The sequence below is a fragment of the Paenalicyclobacillus cellulosilyticus genome, from assembly GCF_014647315.1.
Taxonomy (GTDB): domain Bacteria; phylum Bacillota; class Bacilli; order Alicyclobacillales; family Alicyclobacillaceae; genus Alicyclobacillus_J; species Alicyclobacillus_J cellulosilyticus.
Window position 1 is genome coordinate 20,455 of sequence record NZ_BMOY01000022.1, and the last position, 18,979, is coordinate 39,433.

Here is an 18,979-nt window from a genome sequence, read left to right on the forward strand (position 1 = left end):
GAGGGCACATCCCGCGCCGGATCGTCCGGTTACTCCGAAGCATTCCCATACAGCTTTGCATCGACGGCGCACCCCAATCGTTCCGACACCCGTGCCAGCATGGCGAGAATCGCCGGGTTGCGCGGGCCAAGGACTGCGCTGGCACGCAAGTACTTCTCCGCTTCCGCAAAGCGTCCCTCCTGGCAGAGCGCGCAGCCCCAGAGGTACAAGGCCACCCGCTTGACGGGCCGCCGCGGATCCCGAAGCGCCCGGGCGAATTCGCGATAAGCCCCGCGGTGATCCCCTTTCGCGGCAAGCACCCGTCCGAGCGCCACGGCCGCCAACGAGCGGTCCGGACAGCCATCCGCGACACCCTGGAGCACCCTCTCCGCTTCGCCCACGTGCCCTGCAAACGCGTACACCAGCCCAAGTTGAACGCGCGCCATGTTGTCGTCCGGTTGGATCGACAGCCGTTTTTTCAGCACAGCGGCGGCCATGTGCAATTCGCCCGCCGCCACGTGCAGCCACGACAGGCAGCCCCACGCAGGACCGTGGTGCGGGTGGACGCGCAACCACTGCCGCAGCAGGTGTGCGGCTTGGTCCCGACGGCCTTGGGCTGCGAGCACCTGGGCCCGCGTCACGTACGCGCCGGGATGGTCCGGTCGTCGGCGCAGGACGCGGTTGCACAATGCTTCCGCGCGATCGAGCGCCCCCCGCTGCACGTCGAGCGCCGCCAGCATGTACATCGCGTCGACATCGCCCGGGTACACCTTGAGCGCCTGCAGGAAGGCGGCGGCCGCCTCTTCCCGCAATCCTTGCTTGGCCAGGCAGACACCCAAGTTGTACCATGCGTCGGCAAACTGAGGCATGGTGCGGGCAATCCGCTCATATCCCTTGGCAGCGGCCGCCCAGTCGCCACGCGCCGCGCACATGTCCGCCTCCACCTCGGCGCATGCGGCGAGCAGGAGCGGATCGTCCGTTTGGCGGCGCAATGCGTCCACCTCGCGCATCGCCTCCGGCCATTGCTTGAGCGCGGCATGTGCGGAAGCCAAGTAGATGCGGGCCAGCGGATCGCCGGTGGCGGTGACCACGCGTTGAAAGAAGCGCACCGCGTGTTCGTACATCTTCAGGTCGTAGTAGCCAAACCCCTTGCGCAGGTTGACAGCCATGGCCTCGGTCTCCCACACGTCGGCCAAGCACCCTGCTTCGTTCCACGCCGGCAACTTCACAGTCCACCCGGGGTCAGCGTCCCCGGCGGCACCCGGGAACGCGCCGCTGGATGAGGCCTTCGGGGCAGGCGGCGGACAAAGCCCCGGTGGATCAGGGCCTCCCGCAGCGTCGTACAGGCCGTGCGTTTCGAACAACTCTTGGATCTGGTCTTCCAGCGCCAACCACCGTTCGACCCACCGTTCACCGAGGCGTTGCAGGCAGAGCAACTCTTCCGCCAAATACGGCTTGAGCGCCTCGTCGGCGGTTTCCAGTTGATCCCTGATACGCTGGACGGCACGGAACAGCATGGCAAACGCCGTTTCGAACAATGGACATCCCCCACCTGCAGCAGGCATGGCCGCGGCCACACCGGACGGGCGGCATGCCGTTGCGCGGTATGGTCGCTGGGATCCAGGATGCCCCAGAGGCTGCCCGGTATGTGCGGGCATGCTAGAACAAGACATCGCCCGAATGGACGGCGCACACCTTCCCGCTTTCCGTACGGATGTAAAGGACACCGCGGTCGTCCACCCGTTCGGCCACTCCGACAAGGAGGCGGGTCGGTGTCGCCACCCGCACCCATCTGCCCAGCGTCACATTGGCGGCACGCCACTCTTCCGCCAACTCCGCAAACGCGGGCCGGTCGTCGGCGAGGGCCTCCAGCCATGGATCGAATGCCGCGAGCAAGGCGGCCGCCAGTGCCAACCGATCCACGGGCGTCCCCGTTTCAGCCAGAACCGACGTGGCGGTGCGCCTCAATTCCGGCGGAAACGCATCCGCAGGGATGTTGGCGTTGATGCCGATGCCGAGCACCACCTGTTCGACCACTTCCCCGTCCGCCCGGATCTCCGCCAGGATGCCGCACAGTTTGCGGCCGTGATGGACGATGTCGTTCGGCCACTTGATCCCAGGCCACAACCCGGTTGTCTCGCCGATGGCCCGCCGGACCGCGACGCTCGCCAACAGCGTGACCTCCGCGGCGCGGCTGAGCGGGATGGGCCGGCGCAACAAAACCGACATCCACAACCCGCCCTGCGGGGAAAACCAACTCCGCCCATGCCGGCCGCGGCCGCCGGTCTGCTCACCCGCGCTCACCACCAAACCGTGCGGCGCACCCTCTCTGGCGCACCGCCAGGCCAGGGCATTGGTCGAATCGACCCGCGGCACCCACACGGCGTCTTGCCCGAGACGGCAAGCAGAGGGCAGACGGCGCCGCAACAGCGGTGCCATCAGGATGTCCGGGTGCCCGCGCAACCGGTAACCTTGGCCGTGGACCGCCTCGATGGCAAAGCCAAGTTCCATCAGGTGCTGCAGGTGCTTCCATACCGCGGTGCGGGTGATGCCGAGCGATTCGCTCATCGCCTGCCCGGACACATAACCGTCTTCTGCTGCCAGCAGCATGTCGACGATCGCGTTGCGCACCCGCTCGCTCTCGCTCCAAAACGGAGCGGTTTCCGCCATCACCCGTCACCTCCGCGTCCTCTGGAATGCTTACCCTGGACCCAACGCCGGGCAAGCTCGCACAATGCAAGGTGTTCGTTCGCCACCTCACCCTGCAGCACCGCATCGGCCAACGCCTGCAAAAGCTTACCCACATCCGGCCCGCGCACCCCGAGACGTAGTGCGTCCTGCCCGTCGAAGGCGAGATCGGTCAAGTGCCACAAGGGTTGCGTCCGCAGCCAGCGGTGGGCGGTTTCGGCCCAGGACACCGTGTTCGGTGCCTTGCCCGGCGAAAACCAATCGCACAGCGCGGCTCCTGTCCGCACGTCATCCGGGTCGCGCCGGAACAGAAACCGGCGCCATGCCGCGGCGCCATGCAGCGTCGGGATGAGGCGCACCACATCAGCCAGGTCACGGACCCGCCGGCCGCGGCGATTCGGCCAAGCGACGGCGCGCGCCAACGGTCCGGCTGTGTCGGGCGGCTCGTCCGCGGCCACCATCCACGTCACCGCGCTCACGCATACTCGCGCCTCCGCGCCATCGGGACACAGCGCACGCCACGCACTCGCCTCGTCCGCCCGCGCGGCCAAACGTGCCAGACCGTGCCGCAGCCGCGGCCACGGGGAAGGCAGCACCTCCAGCCACGGCCCTGCGGCGAACCACGGCAGGACATGCCACCAGTCAGCTTGGAGCAGGCGTGCCAACTCCTGGCCGATGCGCTCCCGGGAGATGCCCAAGAGCCGCGCCGCCTGTTCGGTCATCCCCGCCAGTGTCCCGGGCTCGATGGCAAAACCGAGCTCTGCGGCGAGCCGGACGCCGCGGAGGATGCGCAGGGCGTCCTCCCCCAGTCGTTGTCTGGGATCCCCCACGGCCCGCAGACGGCGCGCCAGCAAGTCCGCCCGGCCGCCGAACGGATCAATCAAGCGCCCGCGCAAATCCATCGCCATCGCATTGACCGTGAAATCGCGGCGGGCGAGATCGGCAACCAAGTCGTCGGTGAACCAGACGCAATCCGGCCGGCGCCCGTCCGAGTAGCCCGATTCCAGCCGGTAGGTGGTGACCTCCACCGTCAACCCGCCCAACACCACCGTGACCGTCCCATGGCGGACCCCCGTCGCGATGGTGTGATCAAACAGGGCCATGACCTCTTCCGGCCGCGCGCTGGTCGCGATGTCAAAATCGTGCACCGGCCGCCCCAACAAGTGGTCGCGGACCGTTCCGCCCACCACGTGCGCCGAGTGTCCGGCGCCTTCCAAGACTGCGAGCACCTCGGCCACCGCCTCCGGCCATGGCGGGGCTGCAGGTTGGGAAACCATACGTTCACCGCCGTGTCGTCGCCAGGACTTGTTCGTAAACGTCCAGGTATTCTTCCACCTTTTGATCGATGCGAAAGTGTGTCTCGGCGCGTTGGCGCGCCGCCGCCGCCATTCGTGCATACAGGTGGTCGTCGGTCAACAGGCGAACCGCATAGGCTGCCATCTGCGCCACGTCGCCCACGTCCGCCAAATAGCCTGTCTCCCCGTGCACCACCACCTCCGGGATGCCGCCCGCGGTCGAACCGATGACCGGCACACCGGACGCCATCGACTCGAGCGCCACAAGCCCGAAGCTCTCTTTTTCCGACGGCAGGAGGAACAGGTCGGCCAACGCGAAGATGGCCGCCACCTCGTCCTGCTTCCCCAAAAAGCGCACGCGGTCGTACAATCCAAGTTGGCGCGCCAACTCCCTCGCCGCGGGCAGGTCGGGCCCTTCTCCGACCAGGAGCAGCCGGCTCGGCACCTGCCGCGAGACGAGGTCGAAGATGCGGATGACGTCCGAAATCCGCTTGATGGCCCGAAAGTTGGACACGTGCAACAACAGTTTTTCCTCCGGCGACGCAAAACAGGCGCGCGTCGTCGGATCGCGCTGCGGCCGGAACACCTCGGTGTCCACGAAGTTGTAGATGCACCGGATGGGTTTGTCGGTTTGAAACAGCTCGCGCGTCTGCGCCGCGAGGCTGCGGCTGACTGCGGTCACCGCGTCGCTCTGCTCGATGCCCAACTTGATGATGGCATGCAATCCGCGGTCCTGAGCCAACACCGTGATGTCGGTGCCGTGCAGGGTCGTGACCACCGGCAGCGCTCGCTCCGGGCCGAGGATCTGCTTGGCGAGCAACGCGCACACCGCGAACGGCAAAGCGTAATGCACGTGCAGGATGTCCAGTTGGTACTGGAGCGCCACGTCCGCCATGCGCGCGGCCAAAGCGAAATCGTGAGGCGGGGTGCGCAACACAGGGTAGGTCGTGGTCTGCACGTCGTGGATGAAGATGTTGTGGTGGAACTCGCCGAGGCGAAACGGGACGTCGCTGACGATGAAGTGCACTTGGTGGCCACGGCGAGCCAAGGCTTTGCCAAGCTCCGTGGCGACTGCCCCCGAGCCGCCGACAGTCGGGTAGCAGCTGATGCCGATTCTCATCTCGTGTGGACTCCTCGCTCCGGGATCACGCATCGGCCGGTCTGCCGGGTACCGCCTTGCGCCAGTCCAGGTCGCCCCGTTCGAGCGCGCGCAACAAAATCTCGGCCGTGGCCAGGTTGGTGGCGACCGGGATGTTGTGCACGTCGCAGAGGCGCAACAGGGCGGTGATGTCCGGCTCGTGCGGTTGCGCGGTCAAAGGATCGCGCAGGAAGATGACCAAGTCCATCTGTTCTTCGGCGATCTTCGCCCCAATCTGCTGATCTCCACCGTACGGCCCCGACTGCACGCGGTGGACGGGCAGTCCGGTGGCATCCATGATCCGCTTGCCGGTGGTGCCGGTGGCAAACACCTTGGCTTGGCGGAAGATGTGCTGGTACGCGATGGCGAGATCGACCATGGCGTCCTTTTTGCTGTCGTGGGCGATGAGCGCGATGTTCATGCCGCGCGACCTCCTCACCATAAGAGGTGTTCCAATCCGTATACGAGGGTGGACAATTCCATCACCTTGGCGCAGGCCAAGCGGATGCCGGGCATGAAGCTCGCCCGCGACAGCGAGTCGTGCCGAATGGTCAGGGTTTCTCCCGTCCCGCCGAAGATGACCTCTTGGTGCGCGACCAAACCCGGCAGGCGCACGCTGTGGATGGGCACATCGCGGCCCGTGACGTCCCGGATGAGGAGCGCGGTCCGACGCGCTGTCCCCGAAGGCGCGTCTTTCTTCCCATCGTGATGCAATTCGACGATCTCGGCCGCAGCATAGAAGCGGGCGGCCTCTTGCGCGAACCGGATCATGAGCAGGGCGCCGAGGGCGAAGTTGGGCGCCACCACGCCGCCCAATCCTCTTTCTTCACACGCCTTCTGCCAGCGCGCCACATCCTCCGCTCCGTACCCGGTCGCGCCCACCACCGGACGCACACCGAAGGAGATGGCCAAATCGACATGGCGGACGACGCTTTCGGCGTCGGTCAGGTCAAGCCAGACGTCCGGCCGTGCTTCTTCGACGGCATGCACCGGGTCGGTGAACACCCTCAACCCGTCCGGTGCGCGGCCTGGGTCTCGCACCAGTGCGCCTGCGATGTGAAAGCGGCCGTCCTCCGCCAAGGCGGCCACCGCCTCACGGCCCATCCTTCCCGCTGCCCCGGCGACGAGGACGCGGATAGAACGCTCTCCGAGCGTCATGCCTTTCACTCCTTTCCCGGTGCCGGGCCGGCCGCGCCGTTTGGCTCCTTGCGCGTCCATCGGTCTTTGTCCCGCGTACGAAATTTGTCCATCACCGCCCAAAACGCTTCTTCCAAGTCGATGCCCAAACGATTGGCAAGGCAGGTGATGACGAACATCATGTCGCCGAGTTCGAGGGCGATGCTCCCCGGCGGCTCGTCAGGCTTCTTCGGCTTCTCTCCGTATGTATGGTTGACTTCGCGGGCCAATTCGCCAAGCTCTTCCGCCAGGCGCACCACCAGCGTCATGGGCGCGAAATACCCCTCGCGAAACTGGTTGATGTAGGCGTCGACTTGGCCCTGCATGTCGCGCAGCGTGATGGCCATGCCTCCCCCGCCTTCACATGGACTTCGGCTCGTCTCCTCCATTATAGCGGATTCCAAAACATAACGGACGGGTGCGGACATATCATGTATTGTCCATGCACGGGCCAACCAGGAGACCTTCCCGGCAAAGGAGATGACAGGGTGTGACCCGCAAGCGCGGCCATCTGTCCACCTTTCTCTTGGGCGGCGTGGTAGTCTTGTTCACCGCGGCGCTCGTCGTGTACCCCAAAGAGAGCTTCGAGTCCGGCCTCGCAGGGCTGAAGCTGTTCTGGCTGACGGTGTTCCCGTCCTTGATGCCGTTCTTCATCTTGTCGGAGTTGATGCTCGGCCTCGGGGTGGTGCGCGGCCTCGGCGTCATCCTCGAGCCGCTGATGCGGCCGCTGTTCAGCGTGCCGGGCATCGGCGCCTTTGCCTTGTCGATGGGCCTCGCCGCCGGCTACCCCATGGACGCCGTGATCACCGCCCGCTTCCGCGAGCAGAACCTGTGCACGCGCGTCGAAGGCGAGCGCCTGTTGGCATTCACGAACACGGCCGATCCGCTGTTCATGTTCGGCGCGGTGGCCGTCGGGATGCTGAAGTCGCCGCAGTTGGGCGTGTTGATTGCCATCGCCCACTACGTCTCCTCCTTCTTGGTGGGGGTGTCGTTCAAGCTTTGGGGACGCCGATCCCAACCCACGGCGGACCACGCTGGTGACCAAAAGCCCTCGGGGTGGATCCTCGTGCGCGCCCTGCGCGAAGTGGTGCGCGCCCGGCGTGAGGACGGACGGACGTTCGGCAAGTTGCTGTACGACGCCGTCACCGAGTCGATGCAGACCCTGCTGATGATCTGCGGCTTCATCGTCTTCTTCGCGGTGCTCATCGAGGTGTTGGCCGTCTCGGGCCTCAGCCACCTGTTCGGTTGGCCCATCGCGGCACTGTACCACCTGTTCGGCATCCACAGCGACCTGGTGCAGCCGACCTTGGCCGGACTGCTCGAGATTGACGTCGGAAGCGCACAGGCCGCGAACGCAGCGAACGCACCGCTCTTGCAGCGGCTTGCGCTCATCAGCGGCATCGTCGCCTGGAGCGGCCTTTCGGTCCATGCGCAGGTCGCGAGCGTGTTGACGCAGACCGACATCCGGATGGCTCCCTACTTTTTGGCCCGGTTCCTGCACGCCGTCCTGGCGGCCGTGCTGACCGTCGTCTTTTGGTCGTTGGGCATCGGCCGCTCCGCTGTGGCCACAGTGGCGCCGCTCTGGCCGGGGAACGCCTGGACCTCGGCCATCCGGGACCTGCCATGGTGGCAGCACTGGCTCACGTCCGCAGCATGGTTCTTCACGTCGTTCGCCGCCCTGTTCGCCATCGCCATCCTCATCGCCTTTGCACGGCGGGTCCGCGTCGTGGCGTTTCACGCCCGCCTCCGCCGTGCACCGTGATCCCGCCCCGTCAGCCTGCGCGCTCGTCACCGACCGTTCGCATCCTCGTGAAGCAGAAGGGGGCCACAGCCCCCCTCTCCCACCGCCGTTTGACCCTCTTTGCCTCAGGCGGTGCCTTCCCTTGCTGCACCCGCTCATCATCCGATAGCCCCGCTTGCAAAAAGCGGCGGAAAGTACCGGTGCCAAAGCAACTGATCCGCCAGGATCATCCCGGCCAGGCACCAGACGTACACGGCAAACCAGCGCATCTTGCTGTGCGCGACCAACCACATGGTCGTCCGCACCGCCAGGTATCCGGAAATACACGCTGCCACCGTCCCCCACCACGCTGCGGACCATGCTTGTGCCGGCATACCCAATCCGTAGCGCAAACCATCCCAACCTTCGAACAAGGTGGCACCAAGGATGGCCGGGATGGATACCAGGAAGGAGAACCGGCCGGCGCAAGACCGATCCAACCCGCGCCACAGACCACTGGCGATGGTCAAACCGGATCGCGACAGGGCGGGCAGGATGGCGGCCCCTTGTGCGATCCCAATCCAAAGGGCATCCATGAACGTCATCGACCGCTCGTCCTTGCGGCCCGCAGGAACTCCGTCCATCCACCACAGGATTATCCCTGTGATGACAAACTCCACCCCGATGGTCACCCCGCTGGCGAAGAGGCGGTCAAACATGTCTTCGAACCCCGCACCGATGACCGCTGCCGGAACCACGGCCGTCAAGACCAGGCGGGCTTCCCGCGACCCAGGATGCGTCAGGATGTAAACCACCTCCCGCCGCAGGACCCACACCACCGCCACCAGGGTACCCAGGTGCAACATGGTGATGAACCACAGGCTGTCTGCCTCAAGCGACCACAGCTTCTGCAACAACACCAAGTGTCCCGTGCTGCTCACGGGCAGGAATTCTGTCATTCCTTGCACCAATCCCAGGACCACACCCTGCCATACCGTCATCTCATACCTGTCCTCCTCCTCGTCTTGGACATGTTCCCATGTATATTTCGCAGCGCGCATGGACATGAACGACCGTTTCCGTCCATACACATGCTTGGTAGAACGGCTTGCGGGTGCCAGGCCAAGCGGGTCCATCCCGCCGTGCACCGGTGCCGTACCACCCTTTTGGGGGAGGAACGTGCCTCATGCGCGCTCGGCTTGCCTTTCAAGCTGCCTGTACGTACATCGGTACGGTCGTCGGCGCAGGGTTCGCATCCGGGCAAGAGGTGTATCAGTTTTTTGGACGCTATCACGCAGCCGGGTTTCTCGGCATCGCAGCCTGCACCCTGCTTCTCGGTTGGATGGGAGCACGCCTGATGGCTTTGGGGCACCGCCTGCAGGCGTCGTCATTCCGCGCGGTCACCGCCGCAGCGTTCGGAGCGCACGGTTCCCGATGGACCGACGGGCTGATGATGGGCATGCTGTTCGGCGTCATGGTGGCGATGGTCGCAGGTGCTGGTGAGCTGTTGCGGGAACAGCTGGCATGGCCTTACGCGCTTGGCGCCATCTTCACCATGGTCGCGGCGCTGGCGACCGTCACGGCGGGGATCTCCGGTGTGCTCGGCAGCAACGCGGTCATCGTCCCCTGCATGGCCGGGTTCGTGCTGGTGGCAGGCGTACACGCCGTACGATCCGGCCTCCCTGGCGCCGTGGCCGCATGGAATTGGCGCTTCGAGGACGCCGTTTGGGCGCTTGGGTCCGCCGTCCTGTACGCAGCATTCAACGTCGGCCTGTCGATGGGGGTGCTGATTCCGCTCGGGGCTGCATTGGAGAAGGATGAAATCCGTTTCGGGGCATGGGGCGGGGCATGCGGGCTCGGCGTCATGCTGGCCGTCATCCTGGCCACGCTGTACGCGTACGCGCCCGCAGCCATGCAGTATCAGGTGCCGATGGGGTTTGTGGCCGCACAGCTCGGCGGCTGGATCCAGGCTGCGTTTCTCGCGGTGTTGTGGGCGGAAGTGTACTCCACCCTGGTCGGAGACCTTTATGCGTGGTTAAGCCCGTTTCCCACCGCATCACGAGCGCGGCGCGCCGTCGTGGCGGGGACCATCCTCGCCGCGGCATTCGGCATGAGCCTGTTCGGGTTTGCCCGCGTGGTCCAGTTCGGTTATCCGTTGTTTGGTTGGATCAGCCTCGTGCTCTTGTTCGGCCTCTTCGCCGCGCATCGCCGCATGCAGCGCACGCGCACCTGAATGCCGGCCATCCCCTCGGCATGCCCGTTGGCGCGCTGGCTTGGGCTGGTTTGCGGACACCGCGCCCCTTTCCGTATAATGGCTGGGCAGAGACCAGCACAGGGGCGATCCGTGTGGGGGACAAGGTGTCGCAGTGGGGGATGATCCTGTTTGGCGCGTTCGTCTACGCCGTGGGCGTCAACGCGCTGCTCGTCGCCAACCACCTGACGGAAGGTGGTTTCGTCGGCCTGTCGATCCTCCTCTATTATCGTTTTGGCATCCCGGTCGGCCTCACCTTTTTTGTCATCAACCTCCCGCTCTTGTTTTACAGCTGGCGTGTGTTCGGCCGCGCGTTCATCTTGAAGACGTTCGTCGGCGTGGCCGCCGTATCCGTGTTCAGCAGCCTCACTTCCCCGCTGCGCCTTCCCATTCACGATCCGTTGCTTGCGGCGTTGTACGCCGGCGTCATCCTCGGCCTGGGTCTCGGGCTCATCTTTCGCACCGGTGCGACCACGGGCGGAGCCGACATCATCGCGCGTCTGGCACGCCATTTCCGCGGTTTGGCGATGGGCCGCACCTTGTTCGTCGTCGATGTGTGCGTCATTGGCCTCGTCGCGCTCCAGATTGGTTATGAACGCGCGATGTACTCCCTCGTCGCGCTGTTTGTGGCGAGCCGTGTCATCGACTTCGTCATCGAAGGCGCCACCAAGGGCAAGGCGTTGACCATCATCTCCGACCGGCCGGCTGAAATTGCGGACCAGATCCACCGGCAACTCGATCGCGGTACGACGATTTTGTTGGCCAAAGGCGGTTACACCGGTCGCGACCGGCAAGTGGTCTACTGCGTCGTCGCACGGGAAGAAGTCAATCGCGTGCAACACATCGTGTCCGCGGTCGACCCGCGGGCGTTCGTCGTGGTCAACGATGTCCACGAGGTGTTGGGAGAAGGCTTCACGTTCCCGCCTCCACCCAAGACACCATCCGAAACTTAGGTGGCGCGATGTGAAAACGCTTGTCCCCGGGTGTTGATCTTCCCGGGGACATCCGCGTGACAAGACAAGCGGGATGACGCTCAACCCTTCTGTTTGACGAGCCAGTCCACAACCTCTTGCACCTGTTGTTCACTGCTCAAGGTGCCGCGCGGCGGCATCATGCCCGCACCCTTGTCCACAAAGTCCTTGAGCTGTTTTGCGTTCCAGTAACGACCAATGGCGTAGATAGGTGGACCGAGACCGCCCTCACCCGCTTTGCCGTGGCAATTGGCGCACGTCTGTTCAAACAGTTGATACCCGGGCATGTTCGTGTCCACCAAGTGGATTTGTGATGCAGGAATCCGGGGAAGCACGGGCAGACCAGGTGTCGTCACCTGGCCGCTGGCCTGCGCCACCTCCGCCTGGTGCTGGACGGCCGCCTCGTTGGTCAGCCAGATGGTGAGGAGGGTCGCCAATACCATCGCGGCTGTCGGGATGGGGCGTTGAAACGGATGCCGCTCTTTCGACACGTCAAGCCACGGAGTGAACAGCAACAACAAGCCACCGACCATCGGCAGGAGGAACGTCCCGAAGATCTCATAGTTGCCTGGATAGTACTTCAATATCTGGTAGAGAAACAGAAAGTACCAGTCCGGGACCGGGATGAACGAAGTGTCATCCGGATTCGCACGCGGGCCGAGATCGACCGGATTAAACACAATCCACAACATGAACGACAGCAGGAAGACTGAGCCGACAATCCATTCCTTCAGCAGGAAGTTGGGGAAAAACGGCTCAGTTCCCGGGTGTCGCATCAGGTGATGGCGATACCTCGGCGTACCGGGAATGCGCTCGCCGCCAGCTGCCATGATGGTCGCCAACCTCCTCCTCTACGCTGCCTGCAAATGGCTCGCCCGCCTGGAACTCGTCCGCATCATCACAGCGGACCGGCGATGTGTTGCGTGCGGATCATGATGAAATGCAATGCGAGCAACACCAAGAGCGCCGCCGGTAAGAAGAAGACGTGAATGGCGTAGAACCGGGTCAGGGTGAGCGCGCCGACCACATGGCTGCCGAGCAGCAGGGTTTGAATATACGGCCCAATCCACGGGATGGACCCCGCGATTTGACTGCCGACCGCCGTCGCCCAATACGCCTTTTGATCCCAAGGCAACAGGTAGCCGGTGAAGCCGAGCCCGAGGACGACGAAGAAGATGAGCACGCCGACCACCCAGTTGAGCTCGCGCGGCTTTTTGTACGCCCCGGTGAAAAACACCCGCAACATGTGCAAGAACATCATGATGATGACGAGGCTCGCGCCCCAGAAGTGCATCCCGCGCACGACTTGGCCGAGCAATACTTGGTCGTCGATGTACTTGACGCTGTACCACGCATTGGTGATGTCGGGGGTGTAGTACATCGCCAGGAACATGCCCGACAGGATCTGCGTGGTGATGATGAGGAACGTGAGGCCGCCGAAGCAATACACGAATGCGGACATTTTGATGGCGGGGTTGACGTGCGCAGGGACGTCGTGGTCCGCCACGTCGCGCCAAAGCGGAGTCACGTTCAATCGCTCGTCGATCCAGTCGTACGCCTTCTTCAACATCCGCTTGATTCACCTGCCTTCGTCACGACATGCGAGCGGTCATCCACGCAGAGCCGGCAGGTGTTGCCGCGAATTTTCGTTATGCATCTATGTATTCCGACTCTGCACGCTAACATCTTAGCTTTGTCCCCGCAACCGTGTCAAGCAAATCCCGTGCGAGGCAACGTTGGCGCGCCGGGATGTCACGGCGGCCCGCCCGCCCACAAAGCTTCCACCCGCGCGGCGACGGCGCGCACCATGGCGTCGAACAGCCTTTCCCCCTCCCGCGCCATCGCCGCCTCCACCCCCGGCGCCAACCCCAGCGCGCGCTGTTCCGGGGATGCGCGATACTCCGGACAGGCCAAGCACAGATAGAACCATGCGTCCGGCCAACGGTCGGACGGGAGGTGGCGCCGCATCCACTGCCACCAATCGAACGCCAACCACCAAGTCCCGTCTTGTGCGCGGACGGTGTGCACATCGTTTGTCAAGACACGGTCGGTGATCCACACCCCGTACCGGCAGGTCCATCCCTGGTCGGCCCACAGCGCCGCGAACAGATCCGCACCTCCCCAAACCACCGGGGCAAACCCGGCATCGAAGAAGAGCATCCGGCCTTGAAACACGTCGGCCACGCGCTCGGACAAACGGGAGGCGATCCAGCTTGCCGCCGCCATGGGTACGGCGACATCCAGGGGATACGGTGTATGGGAACGGACGAGCACGGTATCTGCCGCTTCGGACCATGGCCCGAACTGATGCGGTGTCATCCGATGGTAACGCAACCGCGTGCCTCCTTTTCATCGCACGGCAAATCCAATCGCCGCCGGATGTCCTCGCGCGCCGCGCAGAACCGTTTTACGCCATCAAAAAAGCCTTGCGGGCTGTGGAAGGCGGCCCGCAAGGCAGACTGCCGAAAGCGCCCCCTCGCCCTCATGCCGTCACGTGGCATGCGCGGAGGTCTCCAGATCAAACTCAATCAAGCGGCGGCTCGCGGCGAGAAACGCTTCCCGATCCCGCTTGTCGAGCGCCTCGTCCACCGCCTCCATCAGCCTTTGCCGCTGATACGACCGAAGCGCCTGCTCGATGATCCATTCTGCCTGCAACGACAAGAGCTCTTTCACGGCGGGCTCCAACTCACTGCTCACCGTCTCTTCCAACACGGCTGCGTACGCCGCACACGTCGCCCGGTCTTTAAAGAACAGGCCGACGTAGATGTCCTCATCCGGGTGTTGGTACAGGTCCAAAAACGCTTGCTCCACATCCGTAGAGACCGGCTTGTTTCTGCGGTAATAGCGAAATGGCGCGACAGGGACACAGGTGGTGGATACCACGATCACGCGCGGCAGTTGACGGAAATTCTCGACGAAATGCACTCGCCGAAGCACGTTCTCGCGGGTCATCATATATCGCATCAGGATTTCCGCTTCACGGCTCTGCAGTTGGTAGTTGGACAAAAACCACCGCAAGAACTGCTTCTTTTCGGCGACCGTCACGGCGCTTCCCATGGCCCGTCTCCTCCCTGATGGCAGTGTCCGGTTGACAGATGACATCCCCGTGCCAGGCGACCATTTGTTCCAAATCGTTTGGTTATTTGTATTCGCGCTGGCCACGCGAATTTCCTGCCGGCCACCCCTGTCCGTCAGGATGTCATCATCCCTTGCTCTTCTCTCATCGTACGCTCCCATTCGCGCAGCGTGCGCTCCACATTTCCAGGCACGGGTGTCTGGCCGTATCTTTGCAAGAACGTCAACCAGTCGCGCAAACTGTGACCGGCGTGCCACCCTCGCCGCACGCTCTGTTCGGTCACCCGGTACACGCGGAGCACGCCGCCCGGCTTGCGCTCGGCAAAGCGGCCGAGTTCCTCGAGCACCTGAGCGTGATCGGCCGTGGCGACGATCTCAAAGTTCGGTTGAATGATGAGGATGCGTTCCTGTTCCTGCCCCTCATCCGGTGCATTGGCCAATGCGTCCGGCGTTATCAATTGTTGACCGAGTTGCGTGATTTGAAACCATTCCCGGCCCGCCTCGTCACAACCGCGGCGGAAGGCGCCGAGATGCACCAACATCTTCAAAATCCTGTTGGACCACACCTGTTCACGCGTATCGTAGTAGTAAGCCGGGACCAGGTCGCCGAGCGCGGCGAGCGCAGAGGAGGATTCCACCCAAGACACTGCGGTGAGTGCAAGCAATTGGACGATGATGGGCAGGCGTGGAATGGGGCGCCGGTAGCTGGTCAGGTAAAAGCGAAAGAGGGCGCGCTGCCGTTCCATCTCACTCATTTGCAACCAGGTCCGGCTGCCTTCCGCCTCCGTCAAGATGCCGTCTTCGCCTTCGTCAATCAGGCGCTGCTGGTAAGCGAAGTCGTACATGAGCGCAAACCGGTCCGGGTAATCGTGAAATCTTCTCCCGTAACCAAAGCGCCATCCTCCTTGGAGCGCGGATTCGGGCACCATGAACAGGGTGAACACCTGCTGCTGCTGGCGCTTGTACATGCTCCCGTCTGCCGTCAGGCGTACGGTGTGGTGCCGGACGTATTCAAGGAACACCGCGAGGTCGCGTGCCATCGCCAACCCGTCTTCCTGGACGGCCGCCGGCCCCGTGGCCGACGCTTCGAGTTTGGCGGCGAACTCGGCTGCCATAAGCTGGCGGATGCGCGATTTGAGCTCGTCCGGCACACAGTACATCTGTCTTCCGAACTGTGTTGTGTTCGCAAACAGCCATCCTTCCCGGGTGGCCGTTTCCATCGCCTGCGCCTCCCCGAGGCGTTGAAACATCCCGCAGATCTCCTCTTTCGCGAACACGCCGCGGGGTTCAAAGCAAAGGCGCAAAAGCGGCTCACGCCACGCCTCAAGCCACTTTGTCCCTTGCTCCTGCAGAAAACGCGGACTGGAAAACGTATACAAGATCTCCTGGATGAGCGACAGTTTGGAGTGCCGGGAACACGACAAGCCGTAGTGTTCGGCGATGCGCTGCAAGGTGGTGATATCCGCGGCGTTCAGACAGTCGGCGAACCGCATAACCCGACCTCCCCTCCTTTTTGGGGAGCGCATACACGATTGGAACTCCTTGTCTTATTATGGAGTTTTGCACCAACCGGTATACGGCGTCTTCGGCGCCGTGGTCCTTTGCGCGACGTTCTGGACGAGTTGGGCATGGGGCGCCAGCCGGATCACGCGCTTGGCAATAAAAAAGCGGGAATCCGCTTTCACGGACTCCCTTCAAGAACGTGCTAGGAGTGGAGAGAAATCAGAACACAACACCCTTCGTTCTCAGCATACATCGGTTTGGAAGCGCTGTCAAGGGCACGAGGACAAATTCTGCAAAATACTCGAAATGACACAACGCTTCGAACCGAGCCTGCGCCTGCTGTCCGCGCACGAACGTCCGCCCGATGGTTCGCCCGCTCAAGGCTCGCCGGATGAAAGCGCTCGGTCGCGATCGCGCCGCCACGCCTCCGACACGGCGCGCGCTGACTCGAGCAGGCTGGCCAAGCGTCCCGCATCCCCCGTCTGCAAAGCTGCGGCGAACTCGCCGAGGCGTGCGCTGACCCGTTCCAACTGAGCTGCGACCGCTTCACGGTTCGCAAGCAGCGTCGCCACCCAGAAGCCCGCAGGCGAACCGGCCAAGCGGGTGACATCCCGGAAGCCGGGCCCGGTCCACGCCGCCCAACGCCCGCCTGCACCCGCCGCCTTCTCCGCGTCGTGGAACGCGAGCATCGCGGCACCTGAGACAAGGTGGATGGCATGACTCACCGCCGCCATGGCCAGGTCGTGCTCCCGCTCCGACGCGACCGGTTGGATCACCGCGCCGGTGGCGCGCAAAAGCGGCAACACGGCGGACACGGCAGGCCAACCTTCCACCACCAGCCAAACCTGGCCGGCGAACAGCGACGCTTCGGCCGCACTCGGTCCCCCCATGGCTTTCCCAGCCATGGGATGGGTCGGGGCAAAGCGCGCCGCGACGCCCGCTTCCCGCGCCGCGGCACACACCGGTCCTTTCAGGCTGCACACGTCCATCACCCAGTGAGCCAAAGCGGAGGCGGCCGGAACCATCTCTGCCGCTTTGTCCACAGGCACCGCCAACACCGCCCAGTCGTAGCGCGGTGACGGTCCGGCAGGGGGCAAGCGGTCGTACACCGCCCGAAAGACGCCTGCCGTGCGCAGGGCCTCTCTGTGGTCCGGATGCGGCTCCACGCCGTCTACCTCCAATTGTCCGCCGAACGTTTTGCGCAGAGCCAAGGCGAACGAGGTGCCGATGAGCCCGCAGCCTATGACCAACACCCGCTTGGCCATGCGTTCACCTGCTTCCTGCCGGGTCACTTCCCGACGGGCACTTTCGTGGCGCGCACCGCCCGCATCGCGGACGCGATGGCTTGTACCTCTTCCATCATGTTGGCGAAATTCTCGAGCGTCAACGACTGTTGGCCGTCGGACAACGCCTCGGCCGGATTCTGGTGCACCTCGACGATGAGGCCGTGCGCCCCGGCCGCAATGCCTGCGCGCGCCATGGCGGTCACGTACTGCCACTTGCCCACGCCGTGGCTCGGATCGACGATGACGGGCAGGTGAGACAGATGGCGGACCACCGGCACCGCGTTCAAGTCGAGGGTGTTGCGGGTGTACGTCTCGAACGTCCGGATGCCCCGCTCGCACAGGATGACGTTCGGGTTGCCGGCTGAGAGGATGTACTCGGCCGACATCAGCCATTCTTCAATGGTGGCGGACAATCCGCGCTTCAGCAGGACCGGCTTGTCGGTCTTGCCGACCGCTTTGAGCAGCGGGAAGTTCTGCATGTTGCGGGCCCCGATTTGCAACACGTCGACGTACTCGACCATCATCGGGAGGGCCTCAATTTCCATGACTTCCGAGACGACCGGCAACCCGGTCTCCTCCCGCGCGCGCGCCAAATACTTCAGGCCGAGTTCGCCCAATCCCTGAAACGAATACGGCGAGCTGCGCGGCTTGAACGCGCCGCCGCGCAACATGTGCGCGCCCGCTTGTTTCACCGCGCGGGCGATCTCGAGAATGCCTTCCAAGGATTCCACAGAGCACGGTCCGGCGATGATGACCGGCGGTTGCTCGCCGCCGACTTCGACTTGGCCGACACGGACGATGGTGTCAAGCGGATGGAACGCGCGGCTCGCCAACTTGAACGGATTGCTCACCTGCACCACCTTTTCCACACCGGGCATCGATTCCACAGGCAGCTCCAACACCCGTTCCTTCGGACCGATGACCCCGACGATGGTCTTTTCCTCACCCGGGGAGACGTGCACCCCCAACCCCTTGCTCTGCAGCAATTGGACGACCGCCTGAATCTCTTCCTGTTTGGCGCCTTCTTTCATCACGACAATCATCCCACGCAGCTCCTTCTTCTTTCGCTGGATACAGATTACATCCCGGCCTGACGCAACAAAGGGAAATTCAATTCGCGCACGAACGAGCGCACGGCCTCTGCCCACGCCGCTTCATCTTCCGGCCAATCTGCCATCGCGCGTTCCAGGCGGCGGATGAGCGCGCTGCCGACGATGACGCCGTCCGCATATTCAGCGATCGATTGTACATGGTCCGGCGCGCTGACGCCAAATCCGACGCACAGCGGCAACGAGGTGTACCGGCGCGCCATCGCAACCAACTCCCGTACTCGTGCCGATACATGAGCGCGCTCCCCGGTCACCCCGAGCGACGACACGCAGTACACGAATCCGCGCGCCGCCGCGCACACCCGGGCGACCCGCTCCTCCCCGGAGGTCGGCGCGATCAAGGGGATGAGCGCGACCCCGTAACGGTCAGCCACAGCGCGCACCGGATCGCTCTCTTCGACAGGCAGGTCCGGCACAATCACCCCATCCGCTCCGGCGGCCTTTGCATCACGGAAAAACCGCTCCGGCGTATATTGGAAAAGCGGATTGACATAGGTGAACAACACCAGTCCGGCCTCGGTGTCCCGCCGCAGCGCCGCCGTAAGCTCAAACGCCTTCGGCAAGGAAAACCCCGCCCGCAGGCTCCGCAAGGAAGCCGCCTGAATCACCGGGCCGTCCGCCAGCGGATCGGAGTACGGGATGCCGATTTCGACCAAGTCGGCGCCCGCCGCGATGACTTCCCGGAACAAGGCGAAGGAAGCGTCGAAGGACGGATCGCCCGCGGTGAGGAACGGAATGAGGGCGGCTCGTTTCTCCGGACGACGAAAAGCGCGCGCGATGCGGTCCAT

19 protein-coding genes are annotated in these 18,979 nt (G+C 64.0%); 3 read left to right on the forward strand and 16 right to left on the reverse strand.

All coding sequences use genetic code 11. The features are described from left to right. Positions 1-29 precede the first annotated feature (29 nt). From IEX97_RS08010 to IEX97_RS08040, 7 genes are all read right to left on the reverse strand, one after another. On the reverse strand, positions 30-1,517 hold the full coding sequence (locus IEX97_RS08010) for a tetratricopeptide repeat protein (RefSeq protein ID WP_188882255.1): 1,488 nt from the start codon (positions 1,515-1,517) through the stop codon (positions 30-32). Positions 1,518-1,638: 121 nt separating this feature from the next. Beyond that, on the reverse strand, positions 1,639-2,649 hold the full coding sequence (locus tag IEX97_RS08015; protein ID WP_188882256.1) for a biotin--[acetyl-CoA-carboxylase] ligase: 1,011 nt from the start codon (positions 2,647-2,649) through the stop codon (positions 1,639-1,641). Then, entirely contained in the window at positions 2,649-3,944 is a 1,296-nt protein-coding gene (locus tag IEX97_RS08020) for a CCA tRNA nucleotidyltransferase (protein WP_188882257.1), read from the reverse strand. Before IEX97_RS08020 ends, IEX97_RS08015 begins: the two co-directional genes overlap by 1 nt. Before the next feature lie 4 nt (positions 3,945-3,948). Next, positions 3,949-5,082 carry an N-acetyl-alpha-D-glucosaminyl L-malate synthase BshA gene (gene bshA / locus IEX97_RS08025; protein WP_188882258.1) on the reverse strand — a complete coding sequence of 378 codons (1,134 nt, stop codon included), beginning with the start codon at positions 5,080-5,082 and terminating at the stop codon, positions 3,949-3,951. Between the two features lie 25 nt (positions 5,083-5,107). Further along, complete coding sequence (locus IEX97_RS08030; RefSeq protein WP_188882259.1) at positions 5,108-5,521, reverse strand: methylglyoxal synthase; 414 nt, start codon at positions 5,519-5,521, stop codon at positions 5,108-5,110. Between the two features lie 14 nt (positions 5,522-5,535). Then, complete coding sequence (gene dapB, locus IEX97_RS08035) at positions 5,536-6,258, reverse strand: 4-hydroxy-tetrahydrodipicolinate reductase (RefSeq protein ID WP_188882260.1); 723 nt, start codon at positions 6,256-6,258, stop codon at positions 5,536-5,538. Between the two features lie 5 nt (positions 6,259-6,263). Continuing rightward, entirely contained in the window at positions 6,264-6,623 is a 360-nt protein-coding gene (locus tag IEX97_RS08040) for a nucleotide pyrophosphohydrolase (protein WP_188882262.1), read from the reverse strand. Between the two features lie 143 nt (positions 6,624-6,766). Between IEX97_RS08040 and ylbJ the strand changes: the two genes are divergently transcribed. Further along, positions 6,767-8,038, forward strand: coding sequence for a sporulation integral membrane protein YlbJ (ylbJ, locus tag IEX97_RS08045; protein WP_188882263.1), 1,272 nt, complete (start codon positions 6,767-6,769; stop codon positions 8,036-8,038). 137 nt (positions 8,039-8,175) lie between these two features. Here ylbJ and IEX97_RS08050 read toward each other — a convergent pair whose 3' ends face one another. Next, complete coding sequence (locus IEX97_RS08050) at positions 8,176-8,997, reverse strand: undecaprenyl-diphosphate phosphatase (protein ID WP_188882264.1); 822 nt, start codon at positions 8,995-8,997, stop codon at positions 8,176-8,178. Positions 8,998-9,182: 185 nt separating this feature from the next. Here IEX97_RS08050 and IEX97_RS08055 point away from each other — a divergent pair, with 185 nt between their 5' ends. Then, positions 9,183-10,229: a YkvI family membrane protein gene (locus IEX97_RS08055; RefSeq protein WP_188882266.1), complete on the forward strand. Its 1,047-nt coding sequence runs from the start codon at positions 9,183-9,185 to the stop codon at positions 10,227-10,229. Positions 10,230-10,342: 113 nt separating this feature from the next. Continuing rightward, the gene (locus IEX97_RS08060) at positions 10,343-11,200 is read left to right on the forward strand and encodes a YitT family protein (RefSeq protein WP_373289424.1); all 858 of its coding nucleotides are present in this window, start codon (positions 10,343-10,345) and stop codon (positions 11,198-11,200) included. Between the two features lie 80 nt (positions 11,201-11,280). Here the strand turns inward: IEX97_RS08060 and IEX97_RS08065 are convergent, their stop codons facing one another. The 8 genes from IEX97_RS08065 to trpA all read right to left on the reverse strand — a co-directional run bounded on the left by IEX97_RS08065 (position 11,281) and on the right by trpA (position 18,979). Beyond that, positions 11,281-12,060: a menaquinol-cytochrome c reductase cytochrome b/c subunit gene (locus tag IEX97_RS08065; RefSeq protein ID WP_229776650.1), complete on the reverse strand. Its 780-nt coding sequence runs from the start codon at positions 12,058-12,060 to the stop codon at positions 11,281-11,283. A gap of 56 nt (positions 12,061-12,116) precedes the next feature. Continuing rightward, positions 12,117-12,788 carry a menaquinol-cytochrome c reductase cytochrome b subunit gene (gene qcrB / locus IEX97_RS08070; RefSeq protein ID WP_188882267.1) on the reverse strand — a complete coding sequence of 224 codons (672 nt, stop codon included), beginning with the start codon at positions 12,786-12,788 and terminating at the stop codon, positions 12,117-12,119. A gap of 182 nt (positions 12,789-12,970) precedes the next feature. Further along, complete coding sequence (locus IEX97_RS08075; RefSeq protein WP_188882268.1) at positions 12,971-13,552, reverse strand: hypothetical protein; 582 nt, start codon at positions 13,550-13,552, stop codon at positions 12,971-12,973. Positions 13,553-13,708: 156 nt separating this feature from the next. Next, positions 13,709-14,275 carry a YpiB family protein gene (locus IEX97_RS08080; protein WP_188882269.1) on the reverse strand — a complete coding sequence of 189 codons (567 nt, stop codon included), beginning with the start codon at positions 14,273-14,275 and terminating at the stop codon, positions 13,709-13,711. A 134-nt stretch (positions 14,276-14,409) separates the two neighbouring features. Next, on the reverse strand, positions 14,410-15,786 hold the full coding sequence (locus tag IEX97_RS08085) for a helicase-associated domain-containing protein (protein WP_188882270.1): 1,377 nt from the start codon (positions 15,784-15,786) through the stop codon (positions 14,410-14,412). 387 nt (positions 15,787-16,173) lie between these two features. After that, complete coding sequence (locus IEX97_RS08090; protein ID WP_188882271.1) at positions 16,174-17,061, reverse strand: prephenate dehydrogenase; 888 nt, start codon at positions 17,059-17,061, stop codon at positions 16,174-16,176. Positions 17,062-17,084: 23 nt separating this feature from the next. Further along, positions 17,085-18,125: a 3-deoxy-7-phosphoheptulonate synthase gene (gene aroF, locus IEX97_RS08095; RefSeq protein WP_188882273.1), complete on the reverse strand. Its 1,041-nt coding sequence runs from the start codon at positions 18,123-18,125 to the stop codon at positions 17,085-17,087. Positions 18,126-18,160: 35 nt separating this feature from the next. After that, entirely contained in the window at positions 18,161-18,979 is an 819-nt protein-coding gene (trpA, locus tag IEX97_RS08100) for a tryptophan synthase subunit alpha (protein WP_188882274.1), read from the reverse strand.